This is a genomic window from Sphingomonas sp. CFBP8993 (assembly GCF_034044895.1).
GTDB lineage: Bacteria > Pseudomonadota > Alphaproteobacteria > Sphingomonadales > Sphingomonadaceae > Sphingomonas.
Window position 1 is genome coordinate 115871 of record NZ_JAXCWU010000005.1, and the last position, 11751, is coordinate 127621.

Sequence of the window (11751 nt, forward strand, 5' to 3'; positions counted from 1 at the left end):
TTGATTTAGCCGGTCAGACCCGCCGCCGTCGCCAGGCCCAGGAATGCCAGGAAGCCGATCGAATCGGTGGTCATCGTGACGAATACCGAAGACGCGACCGCCGGATCGGCGTCGAACCGGTCGAGCGTCACCGGCACCAGCACGCCTGCCAGCCCCGCGACCAGGATGTTGGTCATCATCGCCGCCGCGATCACCATGCCCAGCGCGGGATTGGCGAAGACCAGGCTGACCCCCACGCCGATCACCGCCGCGACGGTCACGCCGTTCATCATCGCCACGCGGATCTCGCGCATGATCGCGCGGGTCGTGTTGGACTGGGTGAGCTGGTTGGTCGCCAGCGCGCGGACCGTCACCGCCAGCGTCTGCGTCCCCGCATTGCCGCCGACGCCCGCCACGATGGGCATCAGCGTGGCGAGCGCCACCATCCGCGCGATCGTCCCCTCGAACGCGGCGATCACCGACGAGGCGACCATCGCGGTGATCAGGTTGGCGAGCAGCCAGCGCACCCGGCTCTTGTAGCTGTCGAAGATCGGCTCGTTGATGTCGCCTTCGCCCGCGCCCGACAGGCGCAGCACGTCCTCGCCCGCCTCCTGCTGGATGATGTGGACGATGTCGTCGACGGTGATCATGCCGACCAGCCGCCCGCTGGCATCGACGACGGCGGCCGAGATCAGCGCGTATTTCTGGAAGCGCAGCGCGACCTCTTCCTGGTCCATGTCGACCGGGATCAGCGTCTGTTCGCGCTTCATCACGTCGCCGATCACGATGCCGCCCGGCGCGCGCAGGATCCAGGACAGCTGGCAGGTGCCGATCGGCCGATGACCGGGATCGACGACGAAGATTTCCCAGAAGTCGGTCGTCAGTTCCTCGTCGTCGCGCAGGAACTCGATCGTCTCGGCCACCGTCCAGTGTTCAGGCACCGCGATCAGCTCGCGCTGCATCAGGCGGCCGGCGGACTCCTCGGGGAAGGACAGTGCCTCCTCGATCGCGGCGCGGTCGTCCGGGTCGAGCGCGCGCAGCACCGCGCGCTGCTCGTCTTCGTCCATGTCCTCGATGATGGCGACGGCGTCGTCGGTGTCGAGTTCGGAGGCGATGTCGGCGACTTCATGCGGTTCGAGCGCCTGGATCAGCTGCTCGCGCACATAGTCGTTCATCTCGGCGAAGACGTCGCCGTTCAGCAGGTCCGCGACCGCACGCGCCAGGTTGACGCGCGCCTCGTCGCCGACCAGCTCGAACAGGTCGGCGATGTCGGCGGGGTGGAGCGGCTCGACCAGCGCCCGCGCGCCCTCGTCGTCGCCATCCTCCAGCGCGTCGAGCACGGCGGTGACATATTCGGGCTTCAACCGGTCGTCTTCGTCCAGCTGGGTCTCGGGCAACTGGGGCTCCTGCGTCAGGGCCTCGGCGTCGCGTTCGGGGAGTTCGGTGTCGCTGATCTCGGCCTCCCTCGATCGATCATGTCAAAATGGGATCATGAACGTGGTGTCATGCCCCTAACTTGCGATGGCGGCATTTGCCAGCGGGCACGGGAATGCCTACCTGCGGGGCATCAACCAAGGAAGACCCTTATGGCCGAGACTTTTTCCAAGCTGACCCTGACGCTCGACAGCGGCGACGTCGTCATCACGCTGCGCCCCGACCTGGCGCCCGAGCATGTCGCACGCATCGGCGGGCTCGCCAACGAAGGTTTCTATGACGGCGTGGTGTTCCACCGCGTGATCCCGGGCTTCATGGCACAGGGCGGCGATCCGACCGGCACCGGCATGTCGGGTTCGGACAAGCCGAATTTGAAGCAGGAATTCAACGCCGAGCCGCACGTGCGCGGCACCTGTTCGATGGCGCGGACCAACGATCCGAACTCGGCCAATTCGCAGTTCTTCATCTGCTTCGACGATGCGCGTTTCCTCGACCGCCAGTACACGGTGTGGGGCCAGGTCGAGAGCGGCATGGAGCATGTCGACGCACTGCCGAAGGGCGAGCCGCCGCGCAGCCCGGGCAAGATCTTGAAGGCGACCGCGGAGTAATTTTTGCGAAAGCCGGGAAAAGGGGAGTCTCGCAAGAGGCTCCCCTTTTTTGTTTGGCCCTGCCGATCGCCCCAGGCACGCCCCTCCCGCAAGCGGGAGGGGATGGGGGAGGGCAAGGACCCAGGCGATACGCTCTGTGAGACCCCATGCCCTCCCCAACCCCTCCCGCCTGCGGGAGGGGCTATCGCTTGGCGGAGAGGTCAGGCGCGCCTCAAGCGTCGCGAAACACCGGCCGCCGCCGCTCTATATTCGCTTGCACCGCCTCGCGGTGGTTCGCCCCCTGCATCAGCGTCACCTGCTCGGCGCTTTCCATCGCCAGCATCGCCTCGGGCGCGCTCCCCATCGCACCGAACAACCGCTTGGCGCTACGCACCGCATCGGGACTCCGCCCGGCGATCATGCGCGCCAATGCCAAAGCCTCACCACGCGGGTCCTCCGCCAACCGGGTGACGAACCCCGCCGCCTGCGCCTCGGCGGCGTCGAACTCGCGTGCGGTGTAGATCCACTCGCGCAACACATCGTCGCGCACGCCATTCCACAAGGCGAAGCCGCCCATGTCGGGCACGATGCCCCAATGCACCTCGCGAATCGCAAAGCGGGTGGCGGGATGCGCCAGCCGGATGTCCGCGCCGCCCATGATCTGCGTCGCCCCGCCGAACACCACGCCGTGGACCGCCGCAATCACCGGCACCGGCAGCGTGCGCCAGCCCCAGGCGATCTGCTGCACGAGGTTGGCCGGGCCATGGCTGCGCGCCGACAGGTCCAGTCCCGCCAGATCGCCCCCCGCCATCGCCGCCATGTCGAGACCGGAGCAGAAGCCGTCCCCTTCGCCCGACAGCACCACCGCGCGCACATCCGTTCGTGCCGCCAGCGTGGCGATCGCCTCGGCCAGCGCGTCGAACATCGCCCGATCGATCGCGTTCAGCTTTTCCCCGCGCGCCAGGCGGACATCGGCCACGCCGTCCGTCACCGCGATCGTCACCCGGCCGTCCATATCTCTCTCCTTTTGCGCCAATGCCTGGCTGGTGTAGAGCATCGCACCATGGGGTTCGACATGGAACGCTTCGTCGCGATGGGCGGCCTGGGCGGTGGGCACGGCCAGCATCTGGGCATCGCGTACCGCGCGCACGGGCCGGACTGGGCGGAACTGGCGCTGCCCTATGACGCGCGGCTGATCGGCGATCCGACCAGCGGCGTGCTCGCCTCCGGCCCGATCGTCGCGATGATGGACATGGCGACCAGCGTCGCGGTCTGGCTGAAGCGTGGCGCGTTCGCGCCGCATGTGACGCTGGACCTGCGTGTCGATTACCTGCGCCCCGCCGTGCCCGAACGCGCCGTGATCGGGCGCGGGGAATGCTATCGGATCACACCCAGCGTCGCCTTTGTCCGGGGGATCGCGCATGACGGCGACCCCGATGATCCCGTCGCGCATGTCGCGGGTACGTTCATGGGGATGAAGCCATGACCATCGCGCGTACCGGCATCGGACTGGCGATGGTGCTGCCCCCCTATGCCGAATGGCTCGGCTGCTCGATCGAATGGGTCGACGGACTGCCGCAACTGGTCATGCCGTTCGGCGACCATGTGATGGGCTGGCCGGGGCTGCTCCAGGGCGGTGCGATCGCCGGGTTGCTGGAGGTGGCGGGCATCGCCGCGCTCACTCACCGCCTGACGCAGGAGGGGGGCGGGCGGATCAAGCCGGTGACGGTGACGACCGACTATCTGCGCACCGGCCGCGACCATCCCACGCGCGCGGTCGGCACCATCCTGCGCCTGGGCCAGCGGATCGCCAATGTCGAGGCGACCGCCTGGCAGGAGGATCGCGAAAAGCCGATCGCGACCGCCCGACTGAACTACCGCATCCTGCGCGGCTGAGGTTTCGCCAGCGCCTGCCGGATCGCGCCGTCCGCGACCGGCGCCATCGCGGCATAGCCCGCCGCATTGGGATGCACCCCGTCGGTGCCATAAGCGGGGTTCAGCGCATCGCCGACATGCAGGACCGACCAGTAATCGGCATAGGTCGCACCGACACGCGCCGCATAGTCCTTCAGCCACATGTTCAGCGCCGCGATACGCGGAGCGGTCGGCAGGCCGGGCTTCCACTCGAAATGATCGGCGGGCGGGATCGACGCCAGTATGACTCGGATGCCATGCGCCTGCGCCAGCTCGACCATCGACATGATGTTGCCCTGCACCTGGGCATCGGTGGTCGGGCCGGTATTGCCCGCAATGTCGTTGGTGCCCGCCATGATCTGGACGACGGCGGGCTTCAGGTCGATGACGTCCTGGCGAAAGCGAAGCAGCATCTGCGAGGTGGTCTGCCCGCTGATCCCGCGCCCGATCCGGCTGGGCACGAAGAATTGCGGCATCTTGCCGACCCAGCCCTCGGTGATGGAATCGCCCATGAAGACGATGCGCGGCTGCCCCGCCACCGGCGCGCCGAGCCGGGCATTGTCGGCCCGGTAGCGCGCCAGATAGGCGAAGTCGTTGTGCAGCCGCTCTTCCCATTCGCGGGTCCAGCGCTGCGAATCGGTTTCCCTGGCCGGGATTGCCGTCGTCTGGGCGATGGCGGGGGCGGCGAGGGTCAGGGCGGCCAGCGCGGCCAGCGCGGCCAGCATCACGCGGCTCACGGCCGCAACTCGGCTTGCGTGGCGGTGATGTTCCAGCCGCGCAGGGCCACGGTCGGCTTGTCCGCCTTGGCCGTGGGATAGCGAATTTCGATCACGCGGGTCTCTCCGGGCAGCAGGGTGACGTAGTTGTCGCTGAAATAAGCGGGCAGCACCTGGGTGCCGTCGGCGTTCATCACGGTCAGCTTGGTCTCGACCGCCGGGACCGAGCCGCTGTTGGTCAGGGTGATGTTGGCGGTCGTCTCCTCGCCCTGTCCCTGCAAGCTGGTGGTCGCGGTGACGGTCGCCGCGCCCATCGTGGTCAGCGCGCGGTAGCCCGCATCGTCCGGCGCCTGCCAATAGGCGTTGGTCGACAAGACCTGCCCGCCCGCGTCCATCGCCTCCAGCCGGACGAGTACCGGCCCGCGCTTCATGGCGGATGCGAGGTCGAGGGTCAGGACCGGCGTCACGCCCTCGGCATTGGCGGCGACCTTGGCCTCCTGCTCGCCCTCGCTGCGGCCATCGAGCCCGACGATCTTCGCGCGCACCTGCACGCCCTTCAGCGCATCGCGGGTGTTGTTCACCAGCACGACGCGGTTGTCGGGCAGGTTCATCTGGACATGGACCGGTTCGGACGCCTTCTTCACGCCGTAGAAGGCGGCATGGGTGTCATAGTCGGACGAGAAGATCTGCCACGCCGAGGACGGCCAGGCGGGCTGCGTCATCCACAGCATACGGCCGGAGTTTTCCGTCCACAGGCCCGCATTCATCCCCTCGAAGATGGCGCGGTAGGATTCATACTCCATCATCTGCGCCTTGCGCTCGAAATCCTCGAGGCCCGTCGCGGGGCCGAAGCGACGTTCGAGCGCATCGGTGAAGCTCTTGACCGCGCCGTTCCCGGTCTGGTGCCAGTCATGATAGGCCCAGACATCGCCGATCGGCCAGCGATCCGCCTCGGCCGGAATGGCGCGCTTCCACGCCTCCAGCGTGGGTAGCGAGGGCGTGCCGACCTCGACCGAAAAGCCCTTGGCCAGGGTGGTGAAATATTCGACCGGCGGCCGCCAGTTATACGGCCCCGACCCTTGCAGGTTCACCGCATTGGATGAGGGCATATAGAGCCGCGTCCCGTCCTCGGCGCGCAGCAGCGTGTCCAGGCCGGTGTTCAGGATCGGTTGCGGCACGCCCTCGTTCCGGCCGAACCAGGCGACAATCGAGGGATGGTTGCGATAACGGCGCACGACATCGGTCGCATTGGCCAGGAACAGCTGCGGGTCCTGGGCCTCCATATTATAGTCCTGGGTCGACTCCCAGAAATCGGACAGGACCATCAGGCCATACTCGTCGGCCAGGTCGAAGAAGCTGTCCTCGGTATTCTGGCCCACCCAGTTGCGGATGATGTTGAGATGCGCGTCGCGGTGGAGGCGGAAGAACGGCTCCAGGCGCGTACGGTCGACGCGCTTCATGAAGTCGTCCATGCCGATATTGCCGCCGCGCGCCGCGATACGCACGCCGTTGACGCGCAGGACCAGATAGGGGGCCAGGCGCGGATCGTCGGCGACCTTGGCGACCGCCGCCGACTGGTCGCCGCCCGGCATGAAGCTCATCGCCCAGCCATTGGCGGTCTTGCGGATGCCCGCATGGCTGGTGTCGACCACCCGCTGGCCGCCGCGCACGCGGTTGAGGTCCAGCGTCACCCGCTCCAGGTCGCCTTCCCCGTCGAACAGCGACAGGTCGTAGGTCACCTGCCGCATGCCGAAGCGCAAGGCCTTCGAATCGGACAGCGCGCCGTCGACCGCCGCCGTCAGGGCCAGGTCGTGCAGCGCCGGGTCGCCATAGCCGTTGGGCCACCACAGGCGCGGATTCTTGACCGACAGCTGCGGGAACTCGGCGGGCGACAGGACGGCACGGACCGTCTGGCCCGGCGCGACCGTCACCGGCTTTTCGACCACGACATCGTCGAACACCGCGCGGACGGTCGTCGTTACCGGCGCCTGGCCGTTATTGGTGACGGGCACCGCGATCTCGACATCGGCGACCGAATTGTCGGGCTTGGGCAGGGTGGTGACGACCTGTGGATCGCCGATCACCGCCGGGCCGGTCGCGGCCAGCGTCACGCCCTGCCACAGCCCGGTATTGCGGTCGCGGACCGACGGGATCCAGTCCCAGCCCTCGGTCGCGACGAAGGTGGGGCCGTCCATCATCTGGACGCCGCCATTCTCGCCGACGCCCGCCGTCATCGATTCCTCGTGCGCGATACCGGGATGCGGCGGCGGCGAGACGCGCACCGCAATCGCGTTGCGCCCGGCGGCCAGCGTCACGGGGAAACGGCCACGGATGAAGGCGCCCTTCATCGTGCCCGCCATCCGGCCATTGACCCAGACCTCGGCGGAATAATTCACGCCGTTGAAGGTCAGCCACATGGTCCGCCCCGCCGCCTCGGGCGGGGTATCGAACTCGGTGCGATACCAGTAATCCTGCCGCGCCAGCGTTTCGGGAATCGACAGGTTGTTCAGCCCCACCGCCGGATCGGGATAGACGCCGCGATCGACCAGCGTGGTCAGCACCGTGCCCGGCACGGTCGCGGCATACCATTTGCTGGCGTCGAAATTGCCCTGTGACAGGTCCGCGCCGCCGGGGCCGACCTTCGCCGCCTCGATCAGCCGCCAGCCGTTCACCGCCCATTGCCCGGTCGCGGTGGCGACCAGTGCGGGGGTCTTGGGTTCGGGCCTGGCGGTGCCGCTGGTCGGGATCGGGGCCTTGGACTGGGGCAGGGTCCAGGCGTCCTGCGGCACGGTCTGCCCCTGCATCTGCCGGGTCTGATAGGGCCAGCTGGGGCTGCCGGTCTGGAGCGCGAGGCGGGCCGGATCGGGCGCACGGCGCGCGGCGAGGCGGATGGTCAGCGGATCGACCGCCTCGCGCACCATGCGGAAGTCGACGACCTTGCCCGCAAAGACCGGCTGAAATGCGCGCGGCGCCAGCGTCGCGACGCCCATGACCGGCTCCAGCGACAATGCGCGCTGCACCACCTGTCGCCCACCCACGAACAGCCGCACGACCTTGCCGTCATAGCTGGCGGCGATATGCGTCCACTTGCTGCGGTCGGCATCGCCGCCGCCCTGCACCACGCCCGCCTCGGTGACGAGCGCGGGCTGGCCGTCGACCAGCGCGAGGTAGCGGCGCGGGCCGGAGGCGGGATTGCCGAAGCCGCCGATCAGCATCGTCGTGCCCTTGCCCTGCACGTCCCTGGGCTGGACCCAGGCGGACAGCGTCCAGCTGGTGGCCGCGACCGGGCTGGCGACGATCGCGCGGCGATAGGAATCGCCCCCCTGCGGCAGGTCGGCATTGATCGGACCCAGCGGGGTCGCCGGCGGCGTGGCCGCAGGGGCCGTCTGCGCGGAGACGCCCAGGCTCCAGCACAGCGCCGTCATCGATGCCAGAGCCCCCATCGCTCTTGCCGTCGCCACGCTCATGCCCGCTCCCTTTTTAATCGCCGCCGGATAAAGCAAATGAAAACCCCTAAAGTCAAAGCTTCCCGGTCAACGCGCGATCATCCCGTCCGGTGGCACGCCCGCCATGGCGCGGCGCGATGCCCGAATCACATTTTGCGCTTCGATCGATCGGCGTCTATCGGGTCCGCAAACTCCTCCCAAGCTTAGGACCCGCTGCCCGATGGCCGTTTCGCTCCCCACCGCTCCCTCCGTCGATCTGGTGCCGGTTCGCCGCGCGCTGCTGTCGGTGTCCGACAAGACCGGCGTCATCGACCTGGCCCGTGCGCTTGCCGAGCGGGGCGTCGACCTCGTCTCGACCGGCGGCACCGCCAAGGCGATCCGCGATGCGGGGCTGCCGGTGCGTGACATCTCCGAGGTCACCAACTTCCCCGAGATGATGGACGGCCGGGTCAAGACGCTGCACCCGATGGTCCATGGCGGCCTGCTGGCGGTGCGCGACGACCCCGCCCATGCCGCCGCCATGACCGAGCATGGCATCGGCGCGATCGACCTGGTCGTCGTCAACCTCTATCCCTTTCAGCAGACCGTCGCGAAGGGCGCGGAGCGACCGGAGATCATCGAGAATATCGATATCGGCGGCCCGTCCATGGTCCGCTCGGCGGCCAAGAACCATGGTTACGTCTCGATCCTGACCGATCCGGCCGACTATGCCGACTATCTCGCCGATCTGGCGGCCAATGACGGTGCCTCGAGCCTGAAGACGCGCCAGCGCCTCGCCGCCAAGGCGTTCGCCGCCACCGCCGCCTATGATTCCGCGATCGCGCAGTGGTTCGGCTTCGTCGACCAGGGCGAGGCGTTTCCGGCCACCCTGCCGCTCGCTTTCACCAAGCATCCCGAAACCCTGCGCTACGGCGAAAATCCGCATCAGGTCGCCGCACTCTATCTGCCGCAAAAGGGTGGTCAGGGCATCGCCCAGGCCGAGCAGCTGCAGGGCAAGGCGCTGAGCTACAACAACCTCAACGACGCCGATGCCGCGCTGGAGCTGGTCAGCGAGTTCATCGACGGTCCGCCGACCGTGGTGATCGTCAAGCACGCCAACCCCTGCGGCGTGGCGAGCGGCGATACGCTGCTCGAGGCGTATCAGGCGGCCTTCGCCTGCGACACGGTGTCGGCATTCGGCGGCATCATCGCCTGCAACCGTCCGCTCGATGCCGAGACGGCTGAAGCGATTTCGGGCATCTTCACCGAAGTGGTGGTGGCCCCGGACGCGTCGCCAGAGGCGCGCGCGATCTTCGCCAGGAAGAAGAACCTGCGCCTGCTGCTGTCGGGCGAACTGCCCAACCCGTCGCGCCCCGGCCTGATGATGAAGTCGATCGCGGGCGGCCTGCTGGTCCAGAGCCGCGACAATGGCCGCCTGACCGACGACATGCTGAAGGTCGTGACCAAGCGTGCACCGACCGAACAGGAACTGGCCGATTGCCGCTTCGCCTGGACCGTCGCCAAGCACGTCAAGTCGAACGCCATCGTCTATGCCAAGGGCGGATCGACCGCTGGCGTCGGCGCGGGCCAGATGAATCGCCTGGAGTCGGCGCGCATCGCCGCGTGGAAGGCCAAGGATGCCGCCGAGAAGGCGGGCTGGGCCGAGCCTCGCACCATCGGTTCGGCGGTCGCGTCGGACGCCTTCTTCCCCTTCGCCGACGGCCTGCTGGCGGCGGTCGAGGCGGGCGCGACGGCGGTGATCCAGCCGGGTGGCTCGATCCGCGACGACGAGGTCATCGCGGCGGCGGACGAGGCGGGCCTGGCGATGATGTTCACCGGCATGCGCCACTTCCGGCATTGATCCCATCCTCCCCGGCACGGGGAGGGGGACCGCCGCGGAGCGGTGGTGGAGGGGTGTCCCGCTCTCGATAAGGGCGACACCCCTCCGTCAGTCCTTCAGACTGCCACCTCCCCTTGCAGGGGAGGAAATTCTTACCGCGTAATCCCGCCCGCGTTGGGCAGGGTCGCCTCTTCCACGCTCGGGGCCTTGGCGAACAGTGCGCGGTCCGCCGGACCGAAGGCCCAGCGCCACAGGATCAGCAGATAGGTCGCCGCGATCGCGGGCTCGCCGAACAGCAGTTCGGCCCATTCCAGCCGCTGGGGCAGCAGCGTGAAGGCGCCGCCCACCACCACCGCCGCGCCCGCCGCCCAGACCAGCGGCCAGCGGAACGGCGACACCGGTGCCTTCAATATGCCCGACAGCACGCGTGCCTTGATGACCGAGGTCATGGTCACGCTCATCGCCAGAGCGACCGCCGGGCCCGCCGCCGCCCACGTGTCGGGCCAGCCCAGCGCCCGCATCCCCAGGATCAGCGCAAAGCTCAGGCCGATCTGCACCCCCAGCATCGCGATGGAGATCATCAGGTTGCGGTGGCGCGCGGTATAGACCAGCGCCGATTCACACACCGCCCCCGTCGAGGCGAGCACCTCGGCGAACAGCAGGAAGGCGAGCGCGGCGGTGCCCGAGACGAATTGCGGGCCGACCACGCCCATCACGCCTTCGCCCGGAATCGATCCCATCAGCGCCAGGCATCCTTGTGCCGCCATGATCCAGAACGCGACCTGGCGCACCTGTCGCGCGATCGCGGCCATGTCGCCATTGGCCAGGCTCTGGGTGATGACCGGACCCAGGATCGGGTCGAAGCTGGTCTTCAGCTTCTGCGGCAGCGAAGCGACCTGCTGCGCCATATAATAGATGCCGACGATGCGCGGCTCGAACATCACGCCCAGGATGAAGCGATCGACATTGCGCGTGCCCCATTCCAGCGCGTCGGCCCCGGCCAGCGGTGCGTTGGCACGAGCGAGCGCGAAGACGCGGGCGAGGCGCGGGCTCCAGCCGTGTGGCAGGCCATAGCTGCGCAGGAACGGCACCAGGCTGGCGATCAGCGCCGCCGTCATCGACGCGACATAGGACAGGACCAGCCCGTCGCGGATGGTGAAGAAGGAGAAGACCCAGGCGGCGATCGAGATCGTCCAGGGCTCGATCACCGCGCGTGCGGTCACCGTCGCCTTCACATTGTGGCGATAGGCGAGCGCGGCCAGGCTGACGTCGGACCAGGCGATGGCGACGATGATCGCGGGCAGCCACCGGTCGAGCCCGGTGATCGCGCTGTTGGGATAGAGCAGCTCGGGAAAGCTCCACAGCACCGCGCTCGCCGTGATCGAGGCGAGAAAGGCCAGCGCCATGGCATCCCAGACGACATGGACGTGCGGCCGCTCGGTCGAGGCCAGCGCCTGTGCCAGCCCGCGCTTCATGCCCAGCGTCGCGACCAGTGCCGCCAGCTCGACGACGACGACCGCGATGGCGAAACGCCCGACCAGGTCGGGGCCATAGATCCTTCCTGCGATGAACAGGAACGGGATACGCGCCGCCAGCCGCAGGGCGAACCCGGCGATATTGGTCCGCCCACCCTTGGCGAGCGCGTCGATGTCCTGGGTCTGAGGCATCAGAGGACGCGAAGTCCTATGGTCGGCTGATCGTCCAATATTCCTCCCCTGTGAGGGGAGGCGGCAGGCCCAAGGCCTGACGAAGGGGTGTCACCGGCCGCGAGGATCACTGCCGTAGCGGACGGCCATGCCCCTCCACCATGGTTGTCGCCATGGTCCCCCTTCCCAAGCCGAGCTTGGGGAGGATTG

The 11751-nt window shown here is 68.1% G+C and carries 9 protein-coding genes; 4 read left to right on the forward strand and 5 right to left on the reverse strand.

Annotation, left to right across the window (positions count from 1 at the left end; all coding sequences use genetic code 11):
• Positions 1-5: 5 nt before the first annotated feature.
• Positions 6-1433 (reverse strand): magnesium transporter, encoded by a 1428-nt coding sequence (mgtE, locus tag SOM26_RS11680; RefSeq protein WP_414712060.1) that lies wholly within the window; start codon positions 1431-1433, stop codon positions 6-8.
• A gap of 132 nt (positions 1434-1565) precedes the next feature.
• Between mgtE and SOM26_RS11685 the strand changes: the two genes are divergently transcribed.
• Positions 1566-2021 carry a peptidylprolyl isomerase gene (locus SOM26_RS11685; RefSeq protein WP_320452899.1) on the forward strand — a complete coding sequence of 152 codons (456 nt, stop codon included), beginning with the start codon at positions 1566-1568 and terminating at the stop codon, positions 2019-2021.
• A 211-nt stretch (positions 2022-2232) separates the two neighbouring features.
• On the opposite strand, the gene SOM26_RS11690 is transcribed toward SOM26_RS11685, so the two are convergent.
• Positions 2233-3015, reverse strand: a complete 783-nt coding sequence (locus SOM26_RS11690; RefSeq protein ID WP_320452900.1) for a crotonase/enoyl-CoA hydratase family protein — start codon at positions 3013-3015, stop codon at positions 2233-2235.
• 48 nt (positions 3016-3063) lie between these two features.
• On the opposite strand from SOM26_RS11690, the gene SOM26_RS11695 reads away from it, so the two are divergent.
• Both SOM26_RS11695 and SOM26_RS11700 read left to right on the forward strand, forming a co-directional pair.
• Entirely contained in the window at positions 3064-3486 is a 423-nt protein-coding gene (locus SOM26_RS11695; RefSeq protein WP_320452901.1) for a PaaI family thioesterase, read from the forward strand.
• The gene (locus tag SOM26_RS11700; protein WP_320452902.1) at positions 3483-3896 is read left to right on the forward strand and encodes a PaaI family thioesterase; all 414 of its coding nucleotides are present in this window, start codon (positions 3483-3485) and stop codon (positions 3894-3896) included. The genes SOM26_RS11695 and SOM26_RS11700 overlap by 4 nt, the downstream gene beginning before the upstream one ends.
• Here the strand turns inward: SOM26_RS11700 and SOM26_RS11705 are convergent.
• Together SOM26_RS11705 and SOM26_RS11710 are read right to left on the reverse strand one after the other, a co-directional pair.
• A complete protein-coding gene (locus tag SOM26_RS11705; RefSeq protein ID WP_414712061.1) occupies positions 3875-4639 on the reverse strand; it encodes an SGNH/GDSL hydrolase family protein in 765 nt (254 codons plus the stop codon). The genes SOM26_RS11700 and SOM26_RS11705 overlap by 22 nt on opposite strands.
• An 8-nt stretch (positions 4640-4647) precedes the next feature.
• Positions 4648-8097, reverse strand: a complete 3450-nt coding sequence (locus tag SOM26_RS11710; RefSeq protein WP_320452904.1) for a glycosyl hydrolase 2 galactose-binding domain-containing protein — start codon at positions 8095-8097, stop codon at positions 4648-4650.
• A gap of 199 nt (positions 8098-8296) precedes the next feature.
• On the opposite strand from SOM26_RS11710, the gene purH reads away from it, so the two are divergent.
• On the forward strand, positions 8297-9916 hold the full coding sequence (purH, locus tag SOM26_RS11715) for a bifunctional phosphoribosylaminoimidazolecarboxamide formyltransferase/IMP cyclohydrolase (protein ID WP_320452905.1): 1620 nt from the start codon (positions 8297-8299) through the stop codon (positions 9914-9916).
• A 131-nt stretch (positions 9917-10047) separates the two neighbouring features.
• Here purH and SOM26_RS11720 read toward each other — a convergent pair whose 3' ends face one another.
• Positions 10048-11562 carry a lipopolysaccharide biosynthesis protein gene (locus tag SOM26_RS11720; RefSeq protein ID WP_320452906.1) on the reverse strand — a complete coding sequence of 505 codons (1515 nt, stop codon included), beginning with the start codon at positions 11560-11562 and terminating at the stop codon, positions 10048-10050.
• Positions 11563-11751: the final 189 nt, after the last annotated feature.

What these genes read in the sequence shown, in the direction of transcription:
- SOM26_RS11700 (WP_320452902.1), top strand. Translation starts at nt 3,483, where the DNA reads ATGACCATCGCGCGTACCGGCATCGGACTGGCGATGGTGCTGCCCCCC.
- SOM26_RS11685 (WP_320452899.1), top strand. Translation starts at nt 1,566, where the DNA reads ATGGCCGAGACTTTTTCCAAGCTGACCCTGACGCTCGACAGCGGCGAC.
- SOM26_RS11695 (WP_320452901.1), top strand. Translation starts at nt 3,064, where the DNA reads ATGGGGTTCGACATGGAACGCTTCGTCGCGATGGGCGGCCTGGGCGGT.
- purH (WP_320452905.1), top strand. Translation starts at nt 8,297, where the DNA reads ATGGCCGTTTCGCTCCCCACCGCTCCCTCCGTCGATCTGGTGCCGGTT.
- SOM26_RS11710 (WP_320452904.1), bottom strand. Translation starts at nt 8,097, where the DNA reads ATGAGCGTGGCGACGGCAAGAGCGATGGGGGCTCTGGCATCGATGACG.
- SOM26_RS11720 (WP_320452906.1), bottom strand. Translation starts at nt 11,562, where the DNA reads ATGCCTCAGACCCAGGACATCGACGCGCTCGCCAAGGGTGGGCGGACC.
- SOM26_RS11690 (WP_320452900.1), bottom strand. Translation starts at nt 3,015, where the DNA reads ATGGACGGCCGGGTGACGATCGCGGTGACGGACGGCGTGGCCGATGTC.
- SOM26_RS11705 (WP_414712061.1), bottom strand. Translation starts at nt 4,639, where the DNA reads ATGCTGGCCGCGCTGGCCGCGCTGGCCGCCCTGACCCTCGCCGCCCCC.